This is a genomic window from Rhodococcus sp. TAF43 (genome assembly GCF_052113525.1).
In the GTDB taxonomy this organism is placed as follows: domain Bacteria; phylum Actinomycetota; class Actinomycetes; order Mycobacteriales; family Mycobacteriaceae; genus Prescottella.
Genome location: NZ_JBFRDL010000040.1, coordinates 1 through 26,235 on the forward strand (window position 1 = coordinate 1; position 26,235 = coordinate 26,235).

The following is a 26,235-nucleotide window of genomic DNA, read 5'->3' on the forward strand; positions in this document are numbered from 1 at the left end:
CGGTGGCGCCGAGGTCGTGGTGCTGGGCGCGGTGGACGTGGTTTCGGGCACCGGCGTCCCGTCGTCGTCGTTGCACGCGGCGAGCAGGAGACCCGCCGCGAGGATGCCCGCCGACAGAACGGCGGCCTTGGTGCGCTGCATAACTCAATTCCTCCCCAGTGATCGGTTGATGCCAGTCATGTGACTACCGGCGCGTCGGGGCAGTTATATGAGCATTGCGAAACAGTTGTCCGAAATGTTACTCGAGGGTCAGATGTGGCCGAAGTGGCCGATGCGCTATCGGAGCGTCGACAGCGTCCTGAGGACCCACTCGATGTCGCCGTCGGAGACGAAGTAGTGCGGCGACGCGCGGACGACGGCGTCGAGACCGCGTGCGCTCATGTCCAGCAGGGTCGACGAGCGACCGCTCACCGTGACGGTGATCCGATTGTTCGCGAGGTGTTCCCGGACCAGTGCGGGATCGACGCCGTCGACGGTGAAGGTCACGATGCCGCTCCGGTCGACGCCCAGGTCCCGGACCTCGACACCGGACAGTGCGCCCAGTCCCTCGCGGAGGGAATCGGCGCGATCGGCGATCGCCCTTGCGGCGTAGTCGATTCCGATGCCCAGGAGGTAGTCGACCGCGGCGCCGAGGCCGAGCCTCGCCGCGACGYCGCACTCCCACAGTTCGAAGCGGGTCGCGTCCGGCGCGGGCCGGTAGTCGTCCGCCGAAATCCATTCCGCACCATGAAGATCGAGGGCCGACGGCGTCAGTGATCCGGCAAGTTCGGTCCGCAGGTACAGGAATCCGGTTCCGCGCGGGCCCCGCAACCACTTTCGCCCTGTCGCCGACAGTGCATCCACCCCGAGGTCGTCGACGTCGATCGGAACCTGCCCGATCGACTGGCACGCGTCGAGCAGTACCAGCGCGCCGTGCCGGTGCGCGAGTTCGACGACCTCACGGACCGGGTTGATCAGCCCGCCGTTGGTGGGCACGTGGACGAGCGAGACCAGTCGTACCCGGTCGTCGAGCATCCGGTCGAGGGCGTCGAGATCGATCCGGCCACTGGGATCGCTCGGCACCACCTCCACCGTCGCCCCCGCCGCGCGGGCGCGGTGCAGCGCGGTGATCGCGTTGCTCGCGTACTCCACCCGTGAGACCAGGATCCGGTCGCCGGCGCGCAACGGGACGGCCCCGAAGAACTCGCACCACGCCCGCGTCGCGCTGTCGACCAGGGCGATGGCGGCCGGTGTCGCGCCGATCAATCGGGCGATCGAGCCGCGGACGGCGGCGAGGTCGTCGGCGCGCTCGTCGGCCGCGACGTACCCGCCGACCTCGGCCTCGCGGCGCAGGTGCCCGATGACGGTCGAGAGGACCGGCTGCGGCGGTAGCGACGATCCGGCGCTGTCGAGGAACACCCGCTCGAGGCATCCCGGGGTGTCCTGCCTGAGCCGTTCGAGATCGAGCACGGCAATTCCTCCTCATCGGTAGCCACATCGGGGAGCGGGCTCTACCCTCGAGAAGGACGCTCGACCGCCCCCGAGGGGAGGATGGCATGGTTGTCGCTGTCGAGTCCACCAGTCTGACGTCGCGCCCCGCAGCGGAGTCGTACGTCGGCGGTGTCTGCTTCAAACTGGGTCCGCCGAGGCTGATCGGCGCGGAGCTCGAGTGGCTCACCGCGCACCACAGTCCTGCTCCCACGCGCCCCGGGCTGGCTGCCATCGCCGCAGCTCTCGGCCCCCACGCACCCCGATCGCTCGTGCCCGATTCCCCCGCTCTACCACTGCCGGCAGGCAGTCTCGTCACCGTCGAACCCGGCGGTCAGATCGAACTCTCCAGCGCTCCCCGTGACAGCGCCTTCGCGCTCTGCGAAGCCCTCGCCTCCGACGAACGGGTTCTGCGCCATCTCCTCGCCCGCCGCTCCATCGCCGCCCATTCGGATGCCGCCGATGCGCGCCGCGCGGCTCACCGACTCCTCCAGCTGCCCCGATACCGGGCGATGGAGGAGCGCTTCGAGGACATCGGCCCGTTCGGCAAGCTCATGATGTGCAACACCGCCGCCGTGCAGGTCAGCGTCGACGCGGGTGCCGATGTCGACGAGGTGGCCCGTCGGTGGAACCTCCTGCACGCCGTCGGGCCCGCGCTGCTCGCCGCGTTCGCGTGCTCGCCGCGGCTGTGTGGCATTCCGCCGGGGGACTGGGCGTCGCAGCGGATGCGTACGTGGCTCGAGTTGGACCCGCCGCGCACCACCGGAACGGCCGACGTGACGCTCGATCCGGTCGGTGACTACGCGCGCTGGGTCCTCGATGTCCCGCTGCTGTGCGTGATCCGGGACGGGCCGTGCTGGACGGCGCCACCCGGCGCGACGTTCGCGGACTGGATCGACGGCGGGCTCGACGACGAACTGGGGCGCCGGCCCACCCACGCCGACCTGGACTACCACCTCACCACCGTGTTTCCGCCGGTGCGCGCGGTGGGTCACCTCGAAGTGCGGTATTTCGACGCCCAGCCGGGGGACCAGTGGCGGTTCCCGATCGCGGCGATCGAGGCGCTGTCGACCTCGCCGGACGCGGCGCTCGCGGCCGTGGGTGTGGGAACGACGACGCGCGGACGGTGGTCCGACGCGGCCCGCTTCGGGCTCGGGGACGGTGAACTGCGCACCGCTGCGGGCGATCTGCTCGAACTCGCCGCCGAGTACGCACCCGACCGGGGGTTGGCGTCGGGCCTCGGTGCCGCCGCCGCGCGATGTCGCCGCGGGCAGTGCCCGACGGGGGAGCGGTCGTGACGGGGGTGCGCGAGCAGTTGGAGGCGGCGCTGCTGCGGGCCCGGGAACGCAGCAACTCCCTGATCGAGTGCGTCGACGATGCCGATCTGGTGGCCCAGCACTCGCCGCTGATGAGCCCGCTGGTGTGGGACCTGGCGCACATCGGCAATCAGGAGGAGCTGTGGCTGGTCCGCGACGTGGGCGGCCGCGAGCCGGTGCGCCGCGACATCGACGAGCTGTACGACGCGTTCAAGCACGCGCGATCCGCGCGTCCGACGCTGCCGCTGCTCGGGCCCGCCGAGGCGCGGCACTACGTCGGTCAGGTTCGCCGCAAGGTATGGGATGTTCTGGACGCGAGCAGTTTTCGTGGGCGTCGGCTCGAGCAGGACGGTTTCGCGTTCGCGATGATCGCGCAACACGAGCAGCAGCACGACGAGACGATGCTCGCGACCCACCAGTTGCGGAAGGGACCCGCGGTGCTCACCGCGCCGCCGGTCCGGGCCGCCCGCCGGCCGGTGACCGAGCGCGAGGCGGTGATCCCCGCGGGGGAGTTCACGATGGGGACCTCGGACGATCCGTGGGCGCTGGACAACGAGCGTCCCGCGCACCGGGTGCATGTCGAGGAGTTCGCGATCGACACCGTCCCGGTCACCAACGCCGACTACGCGCACTTCATCGAGGACGGCGGCTACCGGCGGCGGGAACTCTGGAGCGAGCGTGGGTGGCGGCATCGACGCGAGTCCGGGCTCGAGGCGCCGCTGTTCTGGACCGGTGATGGCGGCGGGAACTGGTGGCGGCACCGTTTCGGGATCCTCGAGCCCGTTCCGCCGGACGAGCCGGTCGTGCACGTCTGCTGGTTCGAGGCCCAGGCGTACGCGCGATGGGCGGGCAAGCGGCTGCCGACCGAGGCCGAATGGGAGAAGGCCGCACGGTGGCACCCGGTGAGCGGGCGCTCGCGCCGCTTCCCCTGGGGCGACGACGAACCCGACCGGACCCGGGCGAATCTCGGGCAGCGCCATCTGGGCCCTGCGCCGATCGGCTCGTACCCCGCGGGCGCGTCCGCGCTCGGGGTGCAGCAGTTGATGGGCGACGTGTGGGAGTGGACGTCGTCGTCGTTCACCGGCTACCCGGGGTTCGCGGCGTTTCCGTATCTCGAGTACTCGGAGGTGTTCCTCGACGGCGACTACAGGGTGCTGCGCGGCGGCTCGTTCGGCACCGACCCGATCGCGTGCCGGGGCACCTTCCGGAACTGGGATCATCCGATCCGGCGTCAGATCTTCGCCGGTTTCCGTTGTGCCCGGGACGTGTGATGTGCCGGCACCTGGGCTACATCGGACCGACGCGATCCGTTCGTGAGGTGGTCTCGGCGGGGGAGTTCTCGCTGCTACGGCAGTCGTGGTCGCCGCGGGACATGCGCGGCGGCGGCACCATCAATGCGGACGGGTTCGGCGCGGCGTGGTGGGGGCCGACGCTGTCGCGGTACCGCAGCGCGATGCCGATCTGGTCGGATCCGGCGTTACCCGAGATGCTTTCGCGGGTCCGCTCGCATGCGGTGCTGGCCGCGATCCGCTCGGCGACCGTCGGGATGCCCGTCGAGCGCAGCGCGTGTGCCCCGTTCGTATCCGGGCATTGGGCGTTCAGCCTCAACGGCCGCATCTCGAACTGGCCCGAGTCGATGATCGGTCCCGCGGCCGGGCTTCCCACCGTGGATCTCCTGGGGCTCGAGGCGCCCACCGATTCGGCGCTGCTGTGGTTGCTCGTGCGCCACGCCCTGCGCGACAACAGCCCCGAGGTGGCGCTGATGCAGGTGACGACGGCGGTCACCGAGGCGGCGCCCGGGTCGCGGCTGAACATGCTCCTCGGTGACGGCCGGCAGCTGTGGGCGACCACGTGGGACCACTCGCTCTCGGCCCTCGTCGACGACGACCGTGCGGTCGTCAGCTCCGAGCCCTACGACCGTAACCACAACTGGAAGGAGATTCCGGACGCGCACATCGTCACCGCGCGTCCCGGCCACCTGATCACGACTCCGCTGTGAGCGTCATCCGAGAAAGTTCTGGAGATCGGAGAGGTATGAGAGCACCGACCCTGGAAGTCCACATCACACCCGACGAACTGGCGGCCGCGCTGCGCGGCGACGCGGCCCGGGGGCTGACGGCGACCCCCAAATGGTTGCCGCCCAAGTGGTTCTACGACGCGCGGGRCAGCGAGCTGTTCGAGCGGATAACGCGGCTGCCGGAGTACTACCCGACGCGGACCGAACGGGCGCTGCTCGAGGAGCATGCCCGCGAGATCGCGGCCCTCGCGGCTCCGCAGGTCCTGGTGGAACTGGGGTCGGGTTCGTCCGAGAAGACGCGGCTGTTGCTCGATGCACTGGGCACCCGGGGCTCGCTGGAGAAGTACGTCCCGCAGGACGTGTCCGAGAGTGCCCTCCGCGATGCGACGCACCGGATCGCGGCGGAGTTCCCGGAGATCGACGTCCACGGGGTGGTGGGGGACTTCACCGACTCGCTGCACCACCTGCCGGGCGGCGGACACCGGATGATCGCGTTCCTCGGTGGAACGCTCGGGAACCTCGTGCCGGACGAGCGCCGCGTCTTCCTGGCCGGTATCGCCGATGTCCTCGACCCGGGCGAGCATCTGCTGCTCGGCGTCGCGCTGGTGACGGATCCCGCGGTGCTGGTGCCGGCGTACGACGATGCCGCCGGGGTCACCGCCCAGTTCGACCTCAACGTGCTGTCGGTGTTGAACAAACAATTGGGGGCGGACTTCGACCTGGACCGGTTCCGGCACATCGCGCTGTGGGACCCGGTCGAGGAGTGGATCGAGATGCGACTCGAAGCCGACACCGCGATGAGCGTCCGCGTGGCCGACCTCGGTCTGACGGTGCCGTTCGCGGCGGGCGAGCAGATCCGTACCGAGATCTCGGCGAAGTTCCGCAAGAACGGCATCCGCGCGGAACTCACCGCGGTCGGCTTCGACGACGTCCAGACCTGGACCGACGCGGACGAGCGGTTCGCGTTGGTGTGTGCCCGCCGGGGCTGACTACTCAGCGGCGTACGGATCGGGCAGCGTCAGCTGCATGTAGGTCATGTCCAGCCAGCGGTCGAACTTTCGCCCCACCTCGGGCATCTGCGCGACGATCCGGAACCCGAAGCGCTCGTGCAGGGCGACGGATGTGGTGTTCGACGACTCGATGCTCGCCACGATCACGTGGATGCACGCGGCGCGGGCCCGGTCGATCAGCTCCGCCATCAGCGCAGTGGCGATACCCCGCCGGTGATAGTCGACGTGCACGTACACCGAGTTCTCGACGGTGTGGCGGTACCCGCTCTTGGGCCGCCACACCCCGTACGACGCGTAGCCCGCGACCGTGCCGTCGATGTCCGCGACGAGGATCGGGAAGCCGAGTCGGCGGCGGTCGTCGAGCCACCGCCGCCGCTCGTCCAGATCGGCCGGCGCGTCGTCCCAGTTCGCCGTCGTGTTGGCGATCGCCTCGTTGTCGATCTCGAGGATCCCCGGCAGATCGCCCTCGACCGCGTCGCGAATCAGCATGCCGACCGATCCCTGTCTACTCGCCCGCGCTGCGGCGCGCCTTCTCGAGCGCCGCCAGCGTGCGGAGGATGGTCGCCTTCTGGCTGTTGAGGTCGTTGAGGCGGGCGCGTGCCGCCAGACCCTGGGCGGCCTCGGCCAGTCCGATCTGCGTGTCCACCTTGGTGAGCTGGTCGAGCAGGCCCGTCACCCGCTCCTCGAGCGCGGCGACGTCGAGCTTCTTCGCCGGTGCAACGGCAGCGGTCGGGGCGGGGGCCGGCGCGGAGGATGCGGTGCGGGGCCGCGCGGGTGCCTTGCGGGCCGGAGCCGACTCGGCCTCGAACGCGGTCACGATGCGAGCGGCCTTGGGGCGCATCGACTTGCGGATGAGCGCCGGGTCCGGCGGCTCGGGCAGACGGATCTGGTTCAGGGCCGCGCGGGCGTCGCGGGCGTTGACTCGCCATTCGCGCTCTTCGTCGTCGTCGGACTGCAGCGTGCCGCCGATCGGGCGCAGGCCGTACATGCCCATGAACTTGCGGGCCTCGTCGATGACGGTCTCGTGCTCACGGCAAACCTCACAGCGCGGTTCGTTGCGGAACACTTCGATCGATTCGGCGCTTCCACACCACACACAAGACCCGGGAGTCCATCGGCGAACCGGTTGCGGATTCGGAACAGAGGCGGCGGCGGGGTTTTCCAGGGTCTGCGCGTCGATCACGACGAGCCACAATAAGGCACCGCTCCGACCCCGGCTACACCGAGGTCCACTTTTCTCGTCGCGCGTGACCAAACTCATGTTCGGGAGCACTGGATCTCGGCAAAGTCTTGTGGCACATCAACTCTCCGCGTCGGCCGAGTCCGGCTCACGCCACCCCGAAAGCGTCGGCGAACCAGTCCACGAGGGGGCGCATCGCCCGCCAGGCATGCCGGACCTCGTCGGCCGTATCGGCGGTGCCGAGCCAGTCCGGGCACCCGTAGTTGCGACCGGCCGTGAGCGATCGATGACGCAGCAGGTCGAGGCGGGGATGGTCGGCCGCGACACCACGGGGCCGGGTCGCGAGACGGTCCCCGCCGATGTCGTAGCCGGCGGACTCGAGCTTGCGCACGATGCGTTGCAGGGAGCGGCCGCGGCGCTCGTCGTCGACCGTCTCTCGGTAGCGCGCGAGTTGCTCGGGGGTGTGGGCGTAGTGGCCGCCGGCGAGGAACAGCCCGGACGCGTCGATCTGCACGTAGAAACCCACGCCCGAGCAGACCTCGACGAAGCCGCCCTGATGAGTCTTGTACGGCGACTTGTCCTTCGAGAACCGGACGTCCCGGTACGGCCGAAAGACCTTGCCGGAGCCGAACTCGGGCTCGAGGTCGGTGAGCAACTCGACCATCGGCGCGCGGACGTCGGTGTCGTAGACGGACTTGTGCGCCGTCCACCAACTCTTGCTGTTGTCGGCCTCGAGGTCCTCGTAGAAGTCCAGTGCGGCCGTCGGGAATCCGGAGAACACACTGGAAAGGCTACGCCCGTGCCCGGCTCGCGAAGCGCGAATCGGGCACGGGCGCAGTAGACCGCCTAGGCGATGCCGTTGAAGAGGGAAGTCACCGAGCCGTTCTCGAAGACCTCCTGGATGGTGCGGGCCAGCAGCGGCGCGATGGACAGCACCGTCAGCGTCGGGAACCGCTTCTCCTCGGGGATCGGCAGCGTGTCGGTCGCGATGACCTCCTTGGCGCCGCAGTTCGCGAGGCGCTCCGCGGCCGGATCCGAGAACACACCGTGCGTGGTCGCGATGATCACGTCACCGGCACCGGCGTTCTTGAGGACCTCGACGGCGCCGGCGATGGTGCCGCCGGTGTCGATCATGTCGTCGATCAGCACGCACGTGCGGCCGCTGACGTCACCGACGACGCGGTTGGACTTGACCTGGTTGGGCACCAGTGGATCGCGGGTCTTGTGCACGAACGCCAGCGGCGCGCCGTCGAGGGCGTCGGCCCACTTCTCGGCGACCTTCACGCGGCCCGCGTCGGGGGAGACGACGCAGATGTTGTCGGTGCCGTAGTTCTCGCGCACGTACTGGGCGAGCTGGCCCTGCGCGTGCATGTGATCGACCGGACCGTCGAAGAAGCCCTGGATCTGGTCGGTGTGCAGATCGACCGTGATGATCCGGTCGGCGCCCGCGGTCTTGAGCAGATCCGCGATCAGGCGGGCCGAGATGGGCTCGCGTCCGCGGTGCTTCTTGTCCTGGCGGGCGTACGGGTAGAACGGCAGCACCGCCGTGATCCGCTTGGCGGATCCGCGCTTGAGAGCGTCGATCATGATCAACTGCTCCATGATCCACTGGTTCAGCGGTGCCGGGTGGCTCTGCAGCACGAACGCGTCGCTGCCTCGCACCGACTCTTCGAACCGGACGAAGATCTCGCCGTTGGCGAAGTCACGAGCCGTCTGCGGCGTGACCTTGATGTCCAATTCCTTGGCCACCTGCTCCGCCAGTTCGGGGTGTGCGCGGCCCGAGAAGAGCATCAAGTTCTTCTGCACGTCGCTGGATATCGCGCTCACTGGTCTTCGCCATCCTTTGGTTCTAGCTGATCGGTTTGTTGCGGGGCTGCTAGTGCCGCTGCCTCGGCAGCGGGAGTGCCGGGTCGATTCCGCTCGACCCAACCCTCGATGTTGCGTTGTTTGCCACCCGAGACGGCGAGCGCCCCCGGCGGCACGTCGTTGCGCAGGACCGTGCCTGCACCCGTGTAGGCGCCGTCACCGACACGGACGGGTGCGACGAACATGGTGTCGGATCCGGTGCGCACATGCGAACCGACGACGGTGCGGCTCTTGTTCACGCCGTCGTAGTTCACGAAAACACTGGATGCTCCGATGTTGCTGTGCTCGCCGACCGTCGCATCGCCGACGTAGGTCAGGTGCGGCACCTTCGAGTGTGCGCCGATATCGGCGTTCTTGGTCTCGACGAACGCCCCGAGCTTGCCGGACGCGCCCAGGGCGGTGCCGGGCCGCAGGTAGGTGTACGGGCCGACGGTCGCGGACGGGCCGATCTCGGCGCCCTCGCCGTGCGTGCGGATCACCGATGCGCCCTCCCCGACGGTGACGTCGGTGAGCGTGGTGTCGGGGCCGATGACGGCGTCCTCGCCGATCGTGGTGGCGCCGCGGAGCTGGACGCCGGGACGCAGCGTGACGTCGCGGTCCATCGTGACGTCCACGTCGATCCACGTGCTCGACGGATCCTCCACGGTCACCCCGGCCCGCATGTGCCGCTCGAGGATGCGGCGGTTGAGCTCGCCGGCGAGCTGGGCCAGCTGGACCCGGTCGTTCGCCCCGGCGACGAGGAGGTTGTCGGTGATGTGCTGGGCCCGAACGGTTTTCCCCGCCTGTCGGGCGATCGCGATGACGTCGGTGAGGTACAGCTCGCCCTGCGCGTTGTCCGCGCTCAGCGACGACAGCGCGGCGCGGAGCGTGGCGGCGTCGAAGGCGTAGACGCCCGAGTTGACCTCGGTGATCGCGCGCTGGGACTCGGTGGCGTCGGCCTGCTCGACGATCGCGGCGACCTCGCCGTCGGTGGTGCGCAGGATCCGCCCGTACCCGGTGGGGTCCGGCGCCGTCGAGGTCAGGACGGTCACCGCGGCCGCAGGCTCGGCGGTGTGGGTTCCGACCAGCGCGCGCAGCGTCCCGGCGTCGAGCAGTGGGACGTCGGCGGCGGTCACCAGCACGGTGCCGTCGAAGTCGTCCGGCAGCGCGGTCAACCCGCATCCGACGGCGTGCCCGGTGCCGTTCTGCTCGTGCTGGACGGCCGTCGCGACGGCGCGCCCCAGGTCCTTGGCGACCTCGTCGACCGCGGCACCGACCGCGTCACGATCGTGTCCGATCACCGTTACCAGTTCGGTGGGCTCGACGGCCGCCGCGGCGTGCAGGGAGTGCGCGAGCAGCGAGCGCCCGGCCAGAGTGTGCAGCACCTTGGGGGTCTTCGACCGCATTCGCGTCCCGGCACCGGCGGCGAGGACGATGACGGCGGTCTTCGGTGGCATGAAGCTCCCTCGAGTTTCGATCTACGCTTGGCCGCTTGCGCGGGCGGACTCGTCGCGCACGTTCCGACAAAGAATATCGCGACGAGTTCTCGTGATGGCAACGCGCCCGACACTAGCCGCGGGGGAGCACGGTCGTCCGGAGAACCGGGCGGCCCGGGATCGGGCAACCGTGCAAACCCCCGCTCTCGCGCGGGAGCGAAAGTTAACGGGACGGTAGCAACATCGAACTTACCGGTCGGTAGGTGGTGTCGGGAATCACATTCGATCGGGTGAAGTGAGGGAGGGAAGAGAGCTCGGGAGAGCTCCGCCGCCAGGACTCGAACCTGAACTATCTGAACCAAAATCAGAGGTGCTGCCATTACACTACGGCGGATTACCGCGACCACGAGCTGTCGCTCGTAATGCGGGAACGATCCTCGCATGTCGACGCGCCGCGCGTCGAACCGTAGGCGAAATTCGTTCGCCGGGGAGCTATAAGCTGGCCTCTACCAGCGCCGTCGGTGTTCCGCGCGGCGTGTCGGAAAGGACGGTTACCTCGAGTGTCGCGACCATCACGAGAATCCCAGGGTGCCGAACGCGCGCCGCGCACACGGATGACGGGCACCCAGCGTCGGGAGCAGTTGATCGAGATCGGACGCGCGCTCTTCGCCGAACGCGGGTACGAGGCCGCCTCGATCGAGGAGATCGCCGCGCGGGCCCAGGTGTCCAAGCCGGTCGTCTACGAACACTTCGGCGGCAAGGAAGGCCTCTACGCCGTCGTCGTCGACCGTGAGATGTCCAAGCTGCTCGAGATGATCACGTCGTCGCTGACCCAGAACCGCTCGCGCATCCGCGTCGAGCGGGTGGCACTCGCGCTGCTCACGTACATCGACGAGCGGACGGACGGCTTCCGGATCCTGGTTCGGGACTCGCCGGTCGCCGCCGACGAGGGCACCTACTCGAGCCTGCTCAACGAAGCGGTCCGGCAGGTCGGGCACATCCTCGCCGGCGACTTCGCCAAACGCGGATTCGATCCGGAACTCGCGCCGCTGTACGCGCAGGCCCTCGTCGGCATGGTCGCCACCACCGCCACGTGGTGGCTCGACGAGCGCACCCCGTCGAAGGAGGTCGTCGCGGCGCACCTGGTGAACCTCTGCTGGAACGGGCTGACGAACCTCGAGGCCGACCCGCAGCTCGGGCAGTGATCCGGCGCCCGGGCGCGGGCGCGGATCGGGCGGTCGGCCCCCGTGTCGGCACACGCGCATAGAATCGAGCGGTCTGCATTTCACGACATCAGGAGCGCCGTCGTTGTCTTCCGTGTCCTCTTCAGCTCCGTCCTCGGCTGCCTCGGCCCGCGCGGTCTCGGCCGGAGTGGCCACTCCGCTCGCCGGGCTCGCGAGGACCGCCCTCGCGGACAGCGCCATCGGTCGCGTGCGCGAGTACATCGGCCGGTCGGCCGTCGACATCGTCGCCCCCAACCCCGTGCGGCCGTTCGTCGCCGCGGCCCTGGCCGAGCAGACGCAGCTGTTGCTGGTGACCGCGACCGGTCGTGAGGCCGACGACCTCACCGTCGAGTTGCGCGAGATCATCGGTGACGCGGTGGCCCAGTTCCCGTCGTGGGAAACGCTGCCGCACGAGCGGCTGTCGCCGGGCGCCGACACGGTCGGTCGCCGGCTCCAGGTGCTCCGCCGGCTCGCGCGGCCCGAGGATCCCGACTACGGCCCGCCGCTGCAGGTGATCGTGACCACCGTCCGCTCGCTGGTGCAGCCCATGGCGCCGGGCCTGGGCGAGATCGAGCCCGTCATTCTGCGGGTCGGGGCCGAGCGCGAGTTCGAGGGCCTGATCTCGAGGCTCGTCGAGCTGGCCTACACGCGTGTCGACATGGTCGGCAAGCGGGGCGAGTTCGCGGTGCGCGGAGGCATTCTCGACATCTTCCCGCCCACCGCGGACCACCCCGTGCGCGTCGAGTTCTGGGGTGACGAGGTCACCGAGCTGCGCGCCTTCTCGGTCGCCGATCAGCGGTCGCTGCCCGAGCTCGAGCTCGAGGTCGCCACCGTCATCGCGCCGCCGTGCCGCGAACTGCTGCTCACCGAGCAGGTGCGCGACCGGGCCGCACAGCTCGCGGCCGACAACCCGGCCGACGCGGCGCTGGTCGAGATGCTGGACAAGCTCTCCGCCGGCATCCCGGTCGAGGGCATGGAGGCGCTGCTGCCGCTGCTGCAGCCCGGCGAACTGCAACTGCTCTCGGACGTCCTTCCCCGCGACGCGCACGTGCTGCTGTGCGATCCGGAGAAGATTCGCACGCGCGCAACCGATCTCGTGCGCACCGGGCAGGAGTTCCTCGAGGCGTCGTGGACGGCGGCCTCGATCGGCGGTGCCGCACCGATCGACACGTCCGTGCTCGGGGGCGGCATCGATCTGGGCGCCTCCGCGTACCGGTCGCTGCGCCAGGTGCGGGAGAGCGCCGAGGCGCAGGGCCGGCCGTGGTGGACCATCAGCCCGCTGGCGTCCGGCAGCGACGACGAGACGGTGCTGCCGGTGCAGCCGGCGCCGGAGGTGCGCGGTTCCGACGAGTTGCTCTCGATGCTGTTCGCGAACCTGCGTGCGCATGTCACCACCGGTGGACGCGCGGTGGTCGTGGTGGCGGGTTCCGGTACCGCACACCGGGTCCTGGAGCGGCTGCGTGACGCCGACGTCCCGGCGGGCGAACTGGCGCCGGGCGCCGAGCCGGCCCGCGGACTGGTCGGTGTCCTGTGCGGATCGCTACACGAGGGGCTGGTGCTGCCCGGCGACGACACCGACGGTGTCCCCGGGCTGGTGATCGTCACCGAGTCCGACCTCACCGGCAATCGAGTCGCGGCCGCGGGCGACGGGAAGAAGATGCCCGCCAAGCGCCGGAACCAGGTCGATCCGCTCGCGCTGCACGCCGGCGACATGGTGGTGCACGACCAGCACGGCATCGGTCGCTTCGTGGAAATGGTCGAGCGCACCATCGGAGGCGCCCGCCGCGAGTACCTCGTCATCGAGTACGCCGCGAGCAAGCGGGGTCACCCCGGAGACCGGTTGTTCGTGCCGATGGAGGCGCTCGATCAGCTCTCGCGCTACGTCGGCGGTGAGTTGCCCGCCCTGAGCAAGCTCGGCGGCTCCGACTGGGCCAACACGAAGCGCAAGGCGCGCAAGGCTGTTCGTGAGATCGCGGGTGAGTTGGTCCAGCTGTACGCGGCTCGACAGGCGGCACCCGGTCACGCCTTCGGCGCGGACACGCCGTGGCAGAAGGAGATGGAAGACGCCTTCGCCTTCACCGAGACCCACGACCAGCTGACGGTGATCGACGAGGTCAAGGCCGACATGGAGAAGCCGGTCCCGATGGACCGGGTCGTGATCGGTGACGTCGGCTACGGCAAGACCGAGGTGGCGGTCCGCGCCGCGTTCAAGGCCGTCCAGGACGGCAAGCAGGTCGCGGTGCTCGTGCCGACGACGCTGCTGGCTCAGCAGCACCTGCAGACGTTCACCGAGCGGATGGCGGCGTTCCCGGTGAAGGTGCGCGGGCTGTCCCGGTTCACCGACGCCGGCGAATCCAAGGAGATCATCGCGCAGTTGGCGGAGGGGGAGATCGACATCGTCGTCGGAACCCACCGACTGCTGCAGACCGGCGTCCGGTGGAAGGATCTGGGCCTGGTGATCGTCGACGAGGAGCAACGCTTCGGCGTCGAGCACAAGGAACACATCAAGGCGCTGCGCACGCACGTCGACGTGCTGACCATGTCGGCGACGCCGATCCCGCGAACCCTCGAGATGAGCATGGCCGGGATCCGGGAGATGTCGACCATTCTCACCCCGCCCGAGGAGCGTCACCCGGTGCTCACGTATGTCGGTGCGTACGCCGACAAGCAGGTTGCGGCCGCGATCCGCCGCGAACTGCTGCGCGACGGCCAGGTGTTCTACGTGCACAACCGGGTGAGCTCGATCGACAAGGCCGCCAAGCGGATTCGTGACCTGGTCCCCGAGGCTCGGGTGGTGGTGGCACACGGACAGATGAACGAGGACACGCTCGAGAAGACCGTGCAGGGCTTCTGGCAGCGTGAGTTCGACGTGCTGGTGTGCACCACGATCATCGAGACCGGCCTCGACATCTCCAACGCCAACACGCTCATCGTCGAGCGGGCCGACTCGCTCGGTCTGTCGCAGCTGCACCAGTTGCGTGGCCGCGTCGGCCGCAGCCGGGAACGCGGCTACGCGTACTTCCTGTACCCGCCGGAGAAGCCGCTCACCGAGACCGCGTACGACCGGCTCGCGACCATCTCGCAGAACTCCGACCTCGGCGCCGGTATGGCCGTCGCGATGAAGGACCTCGAGATCCGCGGCGCCGGTAACGTTCTCGGCGCCGAGCAGTCCGGGCACGTCGCGGGTGTCGGCTTCGATCTGTACGTGCGGCTCGTCGGCGAGGCCGTGGAGGCGTACCGCGCGGTCGCCGACGGACGCCCGGTCGTCACCGAGCAGGAGACCAAGGAGGTGCGGATCGACCTGCCGGTCGACGCGCACATTCCGCCCGACTACGTCACCAGCGACCGGCTCCGTCTCGAGGGATACCGCAAGCTCGCCGCGGCCACCGACGCCGAGGCGATCGCCGCCGTGGTCGAGGAGTTGGTCGACCGGTACGGACCGCTCCCCGAGGAGGTGGGGCGCCTGGTCTCGGTCGCGAAGCTGCGGCTGCTGTGCCGTGAGTACGAGATCGAGGAAGTGGCCGTCACCGGCACCCAGCTCAAGATCTCGCCGATGAGTCTGCCCGACTCGAAGCAGTTGCGCCTCAAGCGGATCTACCCCAGCGCGCAGTACCGTGCCACCACCGGACTGGTGCAGATGCCCCTGCCGCGTGCCGGCTCCGGTGGCATCGGATCGGATCGGGTGCGCGACGTCGAGCTGCTGCAGTACATCGCCGACTTCCTGCTCGCGATGGACGGCAAGGCGGCGGGTTCGGTCGACGTGAGCACCCCCAGCGGTGTGCAGGCGGGGGTCTGAGCCCGATGAGTGCCGGGGGCGAGCGCGGCGACCAGTGGCGCGCCGGCGACGCGCTGATCGAGGCCGTCGAGGTGATGGATCGGCTGTGGGGATTCGGCGGCTGGGAGGTGACCCAGACGCACGACTCGCTGCGGCCGTACCTGCTCGAGGAGGCGTATGAGCTGCTCGACGCCGTACAGGTCGGTGACCCTGTCGGTGTTCGCGAGGAACTGGGGGATCTGCTGTTGCAGGTGCTCTTCCACTCCCGGATCGCGGAGGCGGCAGGTCAGTTCACCGTCGACGACGTCGCCGCGACCCTGGTCGCCAAGCTCGCACACCGCAGCCCACACTTGACCGACGGTGTCACCGGGCCCATCGACGTCGCGGAGCAGGAACGCGCGTGGGAAGTGCGCAAGGCCGCCGAGAAGGCCCGGCAGTCGTGCATCGACGGCATCGCGTTGATGCAGCCCGCGCTCGCGTTGGCCGAGAAGGTGATCTCCCGCGCCCGCAAGGCCGGGCTGCCCGACGAGTTGGTACCCGACGAACTGCGCGTGATCCGACTCGGCGGTCCGGGGAGCGCCGAGGACGAACTACGCAAGGCGACATTGCGATTCGTCGAACGGATCCGGGCCGCCGAGTCCGCCGCGCACGCGGCCGGCGTGCCGTGGGGCGGACTCGACGCCGAGGCGTGGCGAACCTACTGGGTGTAGAACGGCGGGCGGTGTGCATGGCACGGCCGCCACGTCGCTCTCGTTCGGCACGGGTGGTCCCGGTTGGCGTCAGCCCTTGCGGCAGTTCAGTATCGCCGCATGGGGCTCCTCCCAGTAGCCGCGCAGGAGAGACGCCGCAGCGTCCGCTTCCGGGGAACGTACCTGCGCATGATCGACCCACTGTGCCAGTTGGAACCCCGAGATGTGCATTGCGTCGTCGATGCTCTGCCTCGTCCAGACGTAGGCAGTGACGGTGTCCTCGTTTTCGGGGGCGGCAGGGTCGAAGAGATCGAGCTGCACCTGCCCGCCGTCCACATCGGGTCCGATCGGAGTGAGCCGGAAGCCGAACCGTTCGTAGTACGACGGATCGCGCTCGTAGTCCGGATGGATCGGAAGGGTGACCAGACGGCCACCGGGCCGAAGCGGTCGCGCCATCTGCGCGCACATGTCGTGGAGTTCTTCTCGTGTCGTGGCATAGGGCAGCACGTAGACGGCCAATACCAGGTCGAATTGGCCTTCGAGGTCGGGTGTCAGTTCGGAAGTGAACGTGATTCCGCGAGGGCTGCTCTGTTCCCACGTGCGCGCATAGTCGAGCATGCCGTCCGAGACGTCGTAGCCGACTACCCGGCGTGCGCCCTGTTCCTTGAGCCATCGCGAGTACATCCCGTTGCCGCAGCCGAAGTCGAGGACGTCGCGTCCCGTCAGATCTCCGAGTGTTGCGAGCACGTTCGGAATCTCCAGATGTCTTCTGAACGGCCAGGCGGCCATGTCCTCGTAGAGATCGGCAAGCTCGTCGAATTGGCTCTGCATACGCACCTCTCCTGTTCAGCGTGGTGTGATGCCTCGAGCCCTCCGGATATGAGGGGGAGACCACACGCTCGTCACGCTAGGCCGAACAGGAGCTACCCGCAGGTACGTTCTGCGCGTCGGGGCGTGCGTTACCGCTGCGCCTCGAACAGCGTCGACCCCCAGTAGCCGCCGTCGCCGACGCCCGGCGGTACCGCGAACACCGCGGAGCCGACGTGCTTGATGTACTCGTTGAGCGCGTCGTTGCGGGCGAGGTTCTGCTGCATCGGGACGAACTGCTTCTGCGGATCCCGGCAGTACGCGATGAAGAACAGCCCCGCATCGAGGTGGCCGAAACCGTCTGTGCCGTCGGTGAAGTTGTAGCCGCGGCGCAGGATCTGGATGCCGCCCAGTTCCTCGGCCGACGCCAGACGCACGTGGGCGTCCCGGTCGATCACCGGCTTGCCACCGGCACCCTTGGCCTCGAGGTTGAGGGGATCGAACTCGTCCTTCTCGCCGAGCGGTGCGCCGCTGCCCTTGGTGCGTCCGAACACCCGCTCCTGCTCGTGCAACGTGGTGCGGTCCCACGGCTCGATCAGCATCCGGATGCGCCTGGCCACGAGGTACGAGCCGCCCGCCATCCACGCCTGATCGTCCTGCGGGTCCACCCACACGAACTCCGAGACGGCCGACGGATCCTCGGCCTTGATGTTGCGGGTTCCGTCCTTGAATCCGAACAGGTTTCGTGGCGTCGTCTGGCTCGTGGACGTCGACGACGTGCGACCGAACCCCAGCTGAGACCAGCGCACCGCGACCACACCGAAGCCGACGCGGGCGAGGTTGCGCACCGCGTGGACCGCGACCTGCGGGTCGTCGGCGCACGCCTGGATGGCGATGTCGCCACCGGAGCGGGCCGGTTCGAGGGCGTCGCCGGTGAACTTCGGCAGGTCCACCAGCGCGGCCGGCTTGCGGCCGGCGATACCGAATCGGTCCTTGCCGTTCACCTCGAACAGCGACGGCCCGAACCCGATCGTCAGCGTGAGCTTGGACGCGTGCAGGTCGAGCGCCTCGCCGGTATCGCTGGGCGGGTTGTACTCGCCGGCACCGACGGCACCGTTCTCGGTGGCATCGTCGCCGGCGGTCATCCGCTCGGCCATCTCGGTCCACTTCTTCAGCATCGTCACCAGCTCGTCGCGCGAATCGGTGATGACGTCGAACGCGACGAAGTGCATGCGATCCTGTGTGGGCGTGACGATTCCGGACTGGTTCGCGCCCCGGAAGGCCACCGTCTGCGTGGTCGACTCGGCCGCCTCGGGTGCGGTCAGTCGGCCCACCGCGACACCGGCGCCGGCCAGCACCGCGCCCGCCCCGACGGCGCCGAAGAGGCGCCGCCGGGACAGGCCCGGACGAGGCTCGGGCCGGGAGTTCCCGTCCTGCGGGTTGCTGTCCCGCTGGTTGCTGTCCTGCTGGTTACTGTCCTGCGATGACACCCTGCACCTGGCTCACTTCTGCGGACAACGCATCGATCTTCTGCGACAGGGCCTGTCGCTGCGGTTCGGTCACCGTGTCGTACGAGACGAAGCCGTCGCCCCGGCGGTACTGCGCGAGTGCCTGGTCGAGCTCCGCGAACCGCTGGTCGATGCGTCCGGCCAGCTCGGGGTTGCGCGCGTCGAGGATGGGGCGCAGCGATGCGATCGCGGCCTGCGAACCGTCCGCGTTGGCCTGGAAGTCGTACAGGTCGGTGTGCGAGAAGATGTCCTCCTCGCCGGTGATCTTGGTGCGCGCGATCTCGTCGAGCAGGGTCTGCGCGCCGCCGGCGACCTGGATCGGGTCGATCTGGAAGTCGGGTGCGGCCACACCGTCCGCGAGTTCCTGGATGTCGGTGAGGAGCTGGTCGGCCATCGCGTTGGTGTCGGGCTGCAGGCCCTGCACCCACAGGTCCTTCTCGAGTCGGTGGAAGCCGGTCCAGTTCCAGCCCGGTTCGACGTCCACCTCGCGCAGGTCGATGCGCGGATCGAGATCGTCGGGGAAGCTCTCGGCGATCGGTTCGATGCGCTCGTAGTAGGTGCGGGTGAGCGGGTACTGGGCCTTCGCGCCGGCGACGTCGCCGGCCTTGATCGCGGCGACGAACGAGCCCGCGGTCTCCTGCAGCGCGGTGAGCTGGCTGTCGACGTAGCGCTTGTATCCGGCGGCGGCCTCCTCGAGGCGGCCGTCCTGGTCGGTTGCGGCCACCGAGTCGCCGGTGACGGTGAACTCGGTCCGGATGCCGTCGCCGACCATGCCCGGCTTGCACGCGGTGTGGTAGGTCCCGGCCTCGGCGAGGTTGACGATGAGCTGACGCGTGAGGCCGGGGCCGACGTTCTCGACCTCGCCCATCACCCGGTCCCCGTCACCGAAGACGTAGAACTCGGTGACCTTGGCGCCGTTGTTGGTGATCGAGAACGTGGTGTTCCCGGTCTCGGCGGTGTTGCCCGAGATCTCGCAGGAGGTATCGGTGGCGGTCACCGTGATCGCCTCGTCGCCCGCAGCCGACTTGGATGTGCACGCCGCGAGGGCGAGGGGAGCGATCGCGAGCAGGGCGAGCGCGGAGGTGGAACGACGCACGGGCGGAACCTTTCAGGAAACGGTGATCGAGGAGTCTTGTTCGGCGGCAACCGACTTCGGTCGTGCGGCCACCGGGCGCAGGAACAGCGGCAGCACGATCACGAGGTACGCCACCCACGCGACGAGCTGGAACACTGTCGGGTCCGGCCGGAAGTTGAAGATGCCCGAGAGGACGGTGCCGTACCAGCTGGAGCTGTCGAACACCGACGAGATGTCGAACGCGACGGTGGAGCCGCCGGGAAGCCAACCGGCGATCTGCAATGCGCGGACGCCGTAGGCGAGGATGCCCGCCGCGACGACCACGAGGAACGCGCCGGTGTAGCGGAAGAACCGGGCGAAGTCGATGTGCACGGCGCCGACGTACATCAGCACGGTGAGCACGGCCGCGACGGCGATTCCGAGCAGCAGGCCGATCAGCGGCCACGCACTGCCGGCGGTGTTCTCGGCGTAGCCGACGAGCAGCAGGGCGGTCTCGACGCCTTCGCGGCCGACGGCGAAGAACGCCATCGCGGCGACGGCCACCGGGCCGACGGTGAGGGCCCGGTCCATGCCGGCCTTCAGGTGCCCGGAGATCGATGCGGCTGCGGTGCGCATCCACAGCACCATCGCGGTCACGATGCCGACCGCGACGAGCGACGCGAGGCCACTGATCAGTTCGGCGGCGGTGCCGGTGACGGTGGAGGTGCCGAAGTGGATCGCGACGAAGATGCCGACCACCATCGCGACGGCCGCACCGACGCCGGCCCACACCCACTTGAGTGCGTCACGGCGCTCGGACTTGACCAGGAACGCGACCAGGATCATCACCACGATCCCGGTCTCGAGTCCCTCTCGGACGCCGATCAGACCGCTGCCGAACAGCTGTGTCGCGATGGACGGTGCATCGGCGCCGGCGGCGAGGACTGACACTTCATGTCTCCTGATCAGAGTCGGAACGGCCGCCGTGAGATAGGCAAGGCAAACCTGGAGTGGCCACGCCGAAAGTAGCATCCCCTAAGCCCGTCGGGAAACCGCCCCCTACCAGGTCTTTTTTGTCCGAAATGGGGCGTTGGTCCCGATTCCGGCAAGCGTCACAACCGTGCGGTCTGGATGATGGACGACGTGATGAGAGATGCCGCGACGCGCACCGGGGTGCCGCGAACGCCAGCGACGGGACTGCCGCCGGCCCCACCGCCGAAACGGCGGCGTCCGTTCCGCACGTTCCTGATCGTGACGTCCTCGCTCCTCGTCGGGACCGCGGTCGTGACGCTCGCGGTGGGACTCGACGAGCTGGACCAGCGGGAGCCGCGGATCGAGATCCCCGAGGGAATCCCCCCGGGGCCCGGTGCGCCGCTCCCGCCGATCGACGTCGACGCGCCCGGACGAACCGCGAACCTGCTGGGGGACTGGGCGGCGCCACTGGCGGACGCCCTGGCGATTTCCCCGACCGCACTCGAGGCGTACGGCTACGCCGCCGCGGTCATGGCCGCGACACGCCCCGAATGCGGCATCGGGTGGACCACCCTCGCGGGCATCGCCGCTGTCGAGAGCAAGCACGGCACGCACGGCGGCTCCCGCGTCGACGACGGCGGGAAGGTGACGCCACCCATCCGCGGCATCCCGCTCGACGGGTCGCCCGGAGTCGCGGAGATCCCCGACACCGACGGGGGAGCGATGGACGGCGACGCCACCCACGATCGCGCCATGGGGCCGCTGCAGTTCATCCCCGAGACGTGGAGCCGCTGGGGCGTCGACGCCAACGGGGACGGGGCGGCCGATCCGGACAACATCGACGACGCCGCGCTCACCGCGGCGCGCTACCTGTGCGCGCGTGGCGGCGACCTCACCACCGCAGACGGTTGGACCGCGGCGCTCATGGCCTACAACCTGTCCGGCGAGTACCTGCTGGATGTCCGGGATCGTGCCGCGGCCTACTCGGTGGGATCCTCGATTCCCGTGGCAACCCCACGGTGGAGGTCGAGGTGCTGCTCGAGGACGGCAGCTTCGCCCGCGCCGCCGTTCCCTCCGGTGCCTCCACCGGTGAGCACGAGGCCGTCGAGCTGCGTGACGGTGGCGACCGCTACCTGGGCAAGGGTGTCGAGAAGGCCGTCGAGGCCGTCCTCGGTGAGATCGCGCCGGCCATCATCGGCCTGGACGCCACCGAGCAGCGCACCGTCGATCAGGCGCTGCTCGACGCCGACGGCACCCCGGACAAGTCCCGGCTCGGCGCGAACGCCCTGCTCGGTGCGTCGCTGGCCGTGGCCCGCGCCGGTGCCGAGTCGTCCGGTCTGGAGCTGTTCCGTTACGTCGGTGGCCCCAACGCCCACGTGCTGCCCGTCCCGATGATGAACATCCTCAACGGTGGCGCGCACGCCGACACCGGTGTCGACGTCCAGGAGTTCATGGTCGCCCCCATCGGCGCACCGACCTTCAAGGAGTCCCTGCGCTGGGGCGCCGAGGTGTACCACTCGCTCAAGTCGGTGCTCAAGGCCAAGGGCCTGTCCACCGGTCTCGGTGACGAGGGCGGCTTCGCCCCGGATGTCGCCGGCACCAAGGAAGCGCTGGACCTGATCATCGAGGCCATCGCCAAGACGGGCCTCAAGCTCGGCACCGATGTCGCGCTGGCGCTCGACGTCGCGGCCACCGAGTTCTACACCGAGGGCACCGGCTACAAGTTCGAGGGCAAGATCCGCACCGCCGAGGAGATGGGCGCGTTCTACGCGGAGCTGCTGGGCCAGTACCCGCTCGTCTCGATCGAGGATCCGCTCAGCGAGGACGACTGGGAGGGCTGGGTCGCGCTCACCGAGCAGATCGGCAACAAGATCCAGCTCGTCGGCGACGACCTGTTCGTCACCAACCCGGAGCGCCTCGAAGAGGGCATCGCCAAGGGTGCGGCCAACGCACTGCTGGTGAAGGTCAACCAGATCGGCACCCTGACCGAGACCCTGGACGCCGTCGACCTGGCCCACCGCAGCGGCTACAAGACGATGATGAGTCACCGTTCGGGTGAGACCGAGGACACCACGATCGCCGACCTGGCCGTCGCGGTCGGCAGCGGCCAGATCAAGACCGGCGCCCCCGCTCGCAGCGAGCGCGTCGCGAAGTACAACCAGCTGCTGCGCATCGAGGAGAGCCTCGGCGACGCCGCCCGCTACGCCGGCGAGGTGGCGTTCCCGCGCTTCGTCTTCGAGGGTTCCGCCAGCTGATGAATCAGCGCGGTAGGTCGCGGTCGGGTCGCCCCTCTCCGGGTGGGCGTCCCGGTCGCCGCGGTGCCGGGTCGGATCAGGGGCCACGTCGGCCCCGCCGGGTCCGCTCCGGCGCCACTGCCGCGCCCACCGGCCGCGTCGAGCCGGCGGCACCGGGTGAAGCCGGTGCCGCCGCCGCGGCCGATGTTCCCGCCCCGTCCCGGGCCCGCTCCAAACGAGCCGGCCCGGGACGCAGGACGTCCCCGGAACGACCCGAACGCACGTTCTTCGGGCTCTCGACGGGACGTGCCGTGATCCTCGGCGTCGTGATCTGCGCGTTGGCGCTCACCCTCGCGATGCCGCTGCGCACCTACCTGACGCAACGTTCCGAAGCGGACCGCCTCGCGTCCGAGCAGCGCGATCTCGAACAGCAACTCGACGATCTGCAGCGGCAGAAGGAGCAGATCGAGGATCCCGCGTGGGTCGCCACGCAGGGCAGGGAACGCCTCGGCCTGGTCCGGCCGGGGGAGACCCCGTACAAGGTGCAACTGCCCGGCGACTACAAGCCGCCGGAGAAGGATGCGCCGCCCCCACCGCCGTCCACCGGGGCGTGGCACAGCGACCTGTGGCAGCGGCTCACCGAACCGCCGCCGTCCGTCGAGCCCGAACCAGAGTCACCGCCGGCGGCCCCCGTGGTGCCGGCTCCCGCACCAGAAGAACCAGGAGTACCCACCGGGTGAGCGAATCGTCCGTCCCCCAGGAAGACCTCGACGCCGTAGAGGCCCAGCTGGGTCGTGCCCCGCGGGGCGTCCTCGAGATCGCCTACCGCTGCCCGGACGGGCAGCCCGGCGTCGTGAAGACGGCCCCCCGGCTGCCCGACGGCACGCCGTTCCCCACCCTCTACTACCTCACCGACCCCCGGCTCACCGCCGAGGCCAGCCGGCAGGAGTCCGCCGGAGTGATGCGGGAGATGACGGAGCGACTCGGGACCGATCCGGAGCTGGCCGCGGCGTACCGCCGTGCCCACGAGTCCTACCTCGCCGAGCGTAATGAGATCGATTCCCTGGGAACCGATTTCACGGGTGGCGGCATGCCCGATCGGGTCAAGTGCCTGCACGTGTTGATGGCGCACTCCCTCGCGAAGGGGCCGGGTGTCAACCCGTTCGGCGACGAGTCGGTCGCCCTCGCCGCGCGAGGCAAGCTGCGGGGCACCGCGATTCCCGCGGACTGGCCCGAGTACCGCGGACCCGGCGAGGCGGGAGACGGAGAGTGACCAGGGTCGCCGCGATCGACTGCGGCACCAACTCGATCCGACTGCTCGTCGCGGACGCCGACGAGCACGGCCGGCTCACCGACGTCGCCCGGCTGATGCGGATCGTGCGTCTCGGCCAGGGCGTCGACGCCACCGGGGCGTTCGCGCCCGAGGCGATCGAGCGGACCCGCGTCGCGCTCGTCGAGTACGCCGACATCATCCGCGAGACCAGGGCGACGGCCGTGCGGATGGTCGCCACGTCGGCTACCCGCGACGCCTCGAACCGCGAGGACTTCTTCGCGATGACCCGTGAGGTGCTCGGTGCCGTGATCCCCGGCGCCGAGGCCGAGGTCATCACCGGCGACGAGGAGGCGCGGCTGTCCTTCTCGGGTGCCGTCGGTGAACTCGATCCGGCCGCGGGGCCGTTCGTCGTGGTCGATCTGGGCGGCGGGTCCACCGAAGTCGTGCTCGGCGACGCCGCCGGCGTCCACGCCGCGTATTCCACCGACGTCGGCTGTGTGCGAGTGACGGAACGCTGCCTGCACGACGATCCGCCCACCGCGGAGCAGATCGAGTCCGCGCGCTCGTTCGCGTCGGACCGGCTCGAGCAGGCGTTCGCGAGGGTGCCGGTCGAGCAGGCCCGCACGTGGGTCGGTGTCGCCGGCACCATGACGACGCTGTCCGCCGTCGCGCAGGATCTGCCGGAGTACGACGCCGAGCGGGTGCACCTGTCGCGGCTCAGCGTCGACCAACTGCACGAGGTCGCGCACCGCCTCGTGACCATGACACACGACCAGCGGGCCGCCCTCGGCCCGATGCATCCCGGTCGGGTCGATGTGATCGGTGGCGGGGCGATTGTCACCGCCGTTCTGGCCGACGAGCTTTCCAGGCGTGCCGGAATCGATGAGCTCGTCGTCAGCGAACACGACATCCTGGACGGGATTGCAATGTCAGTCTCGCTGGGCGGGTCGTGAATTAGCTCACTGTTTGTTCCGCCTACACTGTTCCTTGGTTTCCACTGTCGTGGCCACCGGAGTCGGGCCGGTGGTGGGCCCCCATAGCCCAATTGGCAGAGGCAGCAGACTTAAAATCTGCAAAGTGTGGGTTCGAGTCCCACTGGGGGCACCTCCGTCCCGCCGCCCGCCGGCACATGGCATCGCAGGTCCCGCCCATCGCAATCCGGTGGGTGGGACCTCCGCCGTTGAGCACATCACGAACCGTCGGGCCATTCGCGGTATCCGCCGCTGACGTCACTGCGCTGCAACCCATTGCGATGACTCCTTATCGGAGTGGCTCGCCTGAGCGTGCTCGACGGTCGGGCTAGCGGCAGTGCCAGTGTCCGTACGCCTGTGGGTTCTGCCAGCGTCGGCACGGGGCGGTGTGGTCGACGCCTGCCTGTGTCGCCGCGACCGCAGTCGGTCGATCTGCGGTGTATGCCGTCTCGGCCGCTGCCGGAGCCGTGGAGATGCTCAGCGGAATTGCCGCGAGTGCGGCCGCCGCCAGGATGTTCGCGAGCATTCGCCCTCCGTGCGTGGCGCTGTGGTGTGGGTCGTTCTCCTGTGTCATCGGTCGATCCTTTCCACGCGGACCAGTGGGCGCCGTCACCGCGAGAGCGCGGGTTCGAAAGGCGCATCGCTCCTGTTCCACTACCCATGTTAGGGCGGGCCACCGCCGAGACGGGAGGTCTGGGGGGATTGGCGGAGCGCCGGGCGCGGGGGGTGACGGTCGCCTTTCCCTGCGCATGCCGTACAGTGGGTGTGTCAGGTGCGCCATCGAGGCTGCATGCCGGCTCGGACACTGGTCCTGAGCCGCCGGACGACGACACCGTCGAATCCCTGACCTCCTCACGAACTCACAGGTCGAGCGCTCGCGAGTCGGGCCCATCGTCGACCGAAAGATCACAGTCAGGCGCGAAGGCGCCGATACGTGTTGTCGCCGAGGCGAACTCGCGACGACCACGAAGGAATTTCATGCACTACAGCACTGTCCATTCGCCGGTCGGGATCCGTCCGGCTTCCTCGGGAGCGCGTCGAGAGCACGCACGCGGCCGGTCCGCGGCGCTCCGGGCGCGCGCCCTGGAGATCGTCGGCATCCTCTACCGGTGTGAACCCGACGCCGCCGCGCAACTGCTGATGCGGCACTCGCAGGAGAACAACCTCAAGGTTGCTGCTCTCTCGGAGGCGTTGGTCGCCGTCGTCGACGGCGCGTCGGATGAGCCGGACGCCTGTGCGCAGACGACGCTCGCGGCGCACTTCTGGCTCCGCGAGATCCGTCGGCTGGGCCGCACGCACCGCCGCAGCGATCGCTGGGTGCGCCACGTCGCGGCGTCCGGCGGCTGCGTTTCCGGGTCGCGGACCGAGGCCCGGAAATCTTCTGTCCGGCAAAGTGATCCGAATCGCGTCGACTTCTTGACTCAAGTGTGATTGACTGAAAGTGGTCATAGTGTTTTG

Annotated in this window: 23 protein-coding genes, 2 tRNA genes and 1 pseudogene; 14 read left to right on the plus strand and 12 right to left on the minus strand. The window is 69.4% G+C overall.

The window, feature by feature from the left end; genetic code table 11:
• Positions 1-276: 276 nt before the first annotated feature.
• Positions 277-1,449, minus strand: a complete 1,173-nt coding sequence (locus AB4Z09_RS20840) for an aminotransferase class V-fold PLP-dependent enzyme (protein ID WP_442240577.1) — start codon at positions 1,447-1,449, stop codon at positions 277-279.
• 86 nt (positions 1,450-1,535) lie between these two features.
• On the opposite strand from AB4Z09_RS20840, the gene egtA reads away from it, so the two are divergent.
• Genes egtA through egtD form a run of 4 tightly spaced genes read left to right on the plus strand, consistent with a single transcriptional unit; the run spans position 1,536 to position 5,789 of the window.
• A complete protein-coding gene (gene egtA / locus AB4Z09_RS20845; protein WP_442240578.1) occupies positions 1,536-2,765 on the plus strand; it encodes an ergothioneine biosynthesis glutamate--cysteine ligase EgtA in 1,230 nt (409 codons plus the stop codon).
• Positions 2,726-4,054 carry an ergothioneine biosynthesis protein EgtB gene (gene egtB / locus AB4Z09_RS20850; RefSeq protein WP_442240579.1) on the plus strand — a complete coding sequence of 443 codons (1,329 nt, stop codon included), beginning with the start codon at positions 2,726-2,728 and terminating at the stop codon, positions 4,052-4,054. Before egtA ends, egtB begins: the two co-directional genes overlap by 40 nt.
• Complete coding sequence (egtC, locus tag AB4Z09_RS20855; protein WP_442240580.1) at positions 4,054-4,782, plus strand: ergothioneine biosynthesis protein EgtC; 729 nt, start codon at positions 4,054-4,056, stop codon at positions 4,780-4,782. The genes egtB and egtC overlap by 1 nt, the downstream gene beginning before the upstream one ends.
• Positions 4,783-4,817: 35 nt before the next feature.
• A complete protein-coding gene (gene egtD / locus AB4Z09_RS20860) occupies positions 4,818-5,789 on the plus strand; it encodes an L-histidine N(alpha)-methyltransferase (RefSeq protein ID WP_442240581.1) in 972 nt (323 codons plus the stop codon).
• Here egtD and AB4Z09_RS20865 read toward each other — a convergent pair whose 3' ends face one another.
• From AB4Z09_RS20865 to AB4Z09_RS20890, 6 genes are all read right to left on the minus strand, one after another.
• Positions 5,790-6,299, minus strand: coding sequence for a GNAT family N-acetyltransferase (locus AB4Z09_RS20865; RefSeq protein WP_442240582.1), 510 nt, complete (start codon positions 6,297-6,299; stop codon positions 5,790-5,792).
• A 16-nt stretch (positions 6,300-6,315) separates the two neighbouring features.
• Complete coding sequence (locus AB4Z09_RS20870; RefSeq protein WP_114718547.1) at positions 6,316-6,993, minus strand: hypothetical protein; 678 nt, start codon at positions 6,991-6,993, stop codon at positions 6,316-6,318.
• Positions 6,994-7,138: 145 nt separating this feature from the next.
• Complete coding sequence (locus AB4Z09_RS20875) at positions 7,139-7,771, minus strand: DUF2461 domain-containing protein (protein ID WP_442240583.1); 633 nt, start codon at positions 7,769-7,771, stop codon at positions 7,139-7,141.
• A gap of 65 nt (positions 7,772-7,836) precedes the next feature.
• On the minus strand, positions 7,837-8,817 hold the full coding sequence (locus tag AB4Z09_RS20880) for a ribose-phosphate diphosphokinase (protein WP_114718281.1): 981 nt from the start codon (positions 8,815-8,817) through the stop codon (positions 7,837-7,839).
• Complete coding sequence (glmU, locus tag AB4Z09_RS20885; protein WP_442240584.1) at positions 8,814-10,292, minus strand: bifunctional UDP-N-acetylglucosamine diphosphorylase/glucosamine-1-phosphate N-acetyltransferase GlmU; 1,479 nt, start codon at positions 10,290-10,292, stop codon at positions 8,814-8,816. Before glmU ends, AB4Z09_RS20880 begins: the two co-directional genes overlap by 4 nt.
• A 302-nt stretch (positions 10,293-10,594) precedes the next feature.
• Positions 10,595-10,665, minus strand: a tRNA-Gln gene (locus AB4Z09_RS20890).
• A 220-nt stretch (positions 10,666-10,885) separates the two neighbouring features.
• Here AB4Z09_RS20890 and AB4Z09_RS20895 point away from each other — a divergent pair.
• The 3 genes from AB4Z09_RS20895 (at position 10,886) to AB4Z09_RS20905 (ending at position 15,979) form a co-directional block, all read left to right on the plus strand.
• Positions 10,886-11,476: a TetR/AcrR family transcriptional regulator gene (locus AB4Z09_RS20895; protein WP_114718283.1), complete on the plus strand. Its 591-nt coding sequence runs from the start codon at positions 10,886-10,888 to the stop codon at positions 11,474-11,476.
• Positions 11,477-11,642: 166 nt separating this feature from the next.
• A complete protein-coding gene (gene mfd, locus AB4Z09_RS20900) occupies positions 11,643-15,290 on the plus strand; it encodes a transcription-repair coupling factor (RefSeq protein WP_442240601.1) in 3,648 nt (1,215 codons plus the stop codon).
• Between the two features lie 5 nt (positions 15,291-15,295).
• Positions 15,296-15,979: a MazG family protein gene (locus AB4Z09_RS20905; RefSeq protein WP_114718285.1), complete on the plus strand. Its 684-nt coding sequence runs from the start codon at positions 15,296-15,298 to the stop codon at positions 15,977-15,979.
• Positions 15,980-16,048: 69 nt separating this feature from the next.
• Here AB4Z09_RS20905 and AB4Z09_RS20910 read toward each other — a convergent pair whose 3' ends face one another.
• The 4 genes from AB4Z09_RS20910 to efeU all read right to left on the minus strand — a co-directional run bounded on the left by AB4Z09_RS20910 (position 16,049) and on the right by efeU (position 20,278).
• Positions 16,049-16,789 carry a class I SAM-dependent methyltransferase gene (locus AB4Z09_RS20910; protein ID WP_442240585.1) on the minus strand — a complete coding sequence of 247 codons (741 nt, stop codon included), beginning with the start codon at positions 16,787-16,789 and terminating at the stop codon, positions 16,049-16,051.
• Between the two features lie 128 nt (positions 16,790-16,917).
• Entirely contained in the window at positions 16,918-18,165 is a 1,248-nt protein-coding gene (gene efeB, locus AB4Z09_RS20915) for an iron uptake transporter deferrochelatase/peroxidase subunit (RefSeq protein ID WP_442240602.1), read from the minus strand.
• A 70-nt stretch (positions 18,166-18,235) separates the two neighbouring features.
• The gene (efeO, locus tag AB4Z09_RS20920; protein WP_174908908.1) at positions 18,236-19,369 is read right to left on the minus strand and encodes an iron uptake system protein EfeO; all 1,134 of its coding nucleotides are present in this window, start codon (positions 19,367-19,369) and stop codon (positions 18,236-18,238) included.
• A gap of 12 nt (positions 19,370-19,381) precedes the next feature.
• The gene (gene efeU, locus AB4Z09_RS20925) at positions 19,382-20,278 is read right to left on the minus strand and encodes an iron uptake transporter permease EfeU (RefSeq protein WP_174908910.1); all 897 of its coding nucleotides are present in this window, start codon (positions 20,276-20,278) and stop codon (positions 19,382-19,384) included.
• A 195-nt stretch (positions 20,279-20,473) separates the two neighbouring features.
• On the opposite strand from efeU, the pseudogene AB4Z09_RS20930 reads away from it, so the two are divergent.
• The 6 genes and pseudogenes from AB4Z09_RS20930 to AB4Z09_RS20955 form a co-directional block, all read left to right on the plus strand.
• A pseudogene (locus AB4Z09_RS20930) lies at positions 20,474-21,292 on the plus strand (lytic transglycosylase domain-containing protein); the annotation flags it as partial.
• The gene (eno, locus tag AB4Z09_RS20935) at positions 21,292-22,554 is read left to right on the plus strand and encodes a phosphopyruvate hydratase (protein ID WP_442240603.1); all 1,263 of its coding nucleotides are present in this window, start codon (positions 21,292-21,294) and stop codon (positions 22,552-22,554) included. The pseudogene AB4Z09_RS20930 and the gene eno, both read left to right, overlap by 1 nt.
• A complete protein-coding gene (locus tag AB4Z09_RS20940; RefSeq protein ID WP_254622840.1) occupies positions 22,554-23,273 on the plus strand; it encodes an FtsB family cell division protein in 720 nt (239 codons plus the stop codon). The genes eno and AB4Z09_RS20940 overlap by 1 nt, the downstream gene beginning before the upstream one ends.
• Entirely contained in the window at positions 23,270-23,806 is a 537-nt protein-coding gene (locus AB4Z09_RS20945) for a DUF501 domain-containing protein (RefSeq protein ID WP_114718291.1), read from the plus strand. Before AB4Z09_RS20940 ends, AB4Z09_RS20945 begins: the two co-directional genes overlap by 4 nt.
• Positions 23,803-24,759, plus strand: a complete 957-nt coding sequence (locus AB4Z09_RS20950; protein WP_442240586.1) for a Ppx/GppA phosphatase family protein — start codon at positions 23,803-23,805, stop codon at positions 24,757-24,759. The genes AB4Z09_RS20945 and AB4Z09_RS20950 overlap by 4 nt, the downstream gene beginning before the upstream one ends.
• A gap of 77 nt (positions 24,760-24,836) precedes the next feature.
• Positions 24,837-24,910 (plus strand) — tRNA-Leu (locus AB4Z09_RS20955).
• A 195-nt stretch (positions 24,911-25,105) separates the two neighbouring features.
• Here AB4Z09_RS20955 and AB4Z09_RS20960 read toward each other — a convergent pair.
• Positions 25,106-25,351 carry a hypothetical protein gene (locus AB4Z09_RS20960; RefSeq protein ID WP_147283438.1) on the minus strand — a complete coding sequence of 82 codons (246 nt, stop codon included), beginning with the start codon at positions 25,349-25,351 and terminating at the stop codon, positions 25,106-25,108.
• A 404-nt stretch (positions 25,352-25,755) separates the two neighbouring features.
• Between AB4Z09_RS20960 and AB4Z09_RS20965 the strand changes: the two genes are divergently transcribed.
• Positions 25,756-26,208, plus strand: a complete 453-nt coding sequence (locus AB4Z09_RS20965; RefSeq protein ID WP_114718294.1) for a hypothetical protein — start codon at positions 25,756-25,758, stop codon at positions 26,206-26,208.
• Positions 26,209-26,235 lie beyond the last annotated feature (27 nt).

What these genes read in the sequence shown, in the direction of transcription:
- AB4Z09_RS20960 (WP_147283438.1), bottom strand. Translation starts at nt 25,351, where the DNA reads ATGACACAGGAGAACGACCCACACCACAGCGCCACGCACGGAGGGCGA.
- AB4Z09_RS20905 (WP_114718285.1), top strand. Translation starts at nt 15,296, where the DNA reads ATGAGTGCCGGGGGCGAGCGCGGCGACCAGTGGCGCGCCGGCGACGCG.
- AB4Z09_RS20965 (WP_114718294.1), top strand. Translation starts at nt 25,756, where the DNA reads ATGCACTACAGCACTGTCCATTCGCCGGTCGGGATCCGTCCGGCTTCC.
- AB4Z09_RS20865 (WP_442240582.1), bottom strand. Translation starts at nt 6,299, where the DNA reads ATGCTGATTCGCGACGCGGTCGAGGGCGATCTGCCGGGGATCCTCGAG.
- egtC (WP_442240580.1), top strand. Translation starts at nt 4,054, where the DNA reads ATGTGCCGGCACCTGGGCTACATCGGACCGACGCGATCCGTTCGTGAG.
- AB4Z09_RS20910 (WP_442240585.1), bottom strand. Translation starts at nt 16,789, where the DNA reads ATGCAGAGCCAATTCGACGAGCTTGCCGATCTCTACGAGGACATGGCC.
- glmU (WP_442240584.1), bottom strand. Translation starts at nt 10,292, where the DNA reads ATGCCACCGAAGACCGCCGTCATCGTCCTCGCCGCCGGTGCCGGGACG.
- egtB (WP_442240579.1), top strand. Translation starts at nt 2,726, where the DNA reads ATGTCGCCGCGGGCAGTGCCCGACGGGGGAGCGGTCGTGACGGGGGTG.
- AB4Z09_RS20895 (WP_114718283.1), top strand. Translation starts at nt 10,886, where the DNA reads ATGACGGGCACCCAGCGTCGGGAGCAGTTGATCGAGATCGGACGCGCG.
- AB4Z09_RS20940 (WP_254622840.1), top strand. Translation starts at nt 22,554, where the DNA reads ATGAATCAGCGCGGTAGGTCGCGGTCGGGTCGCCCCTCTCCGGGTGGG.
- egtA (WP_442240578.1), top strand. Translation starts at nt 1,536, where the DNA reads ATGGTTGTCGCTGTCGAGTCCACCAGTCTGACGTCGCGCCCCGCAGCG.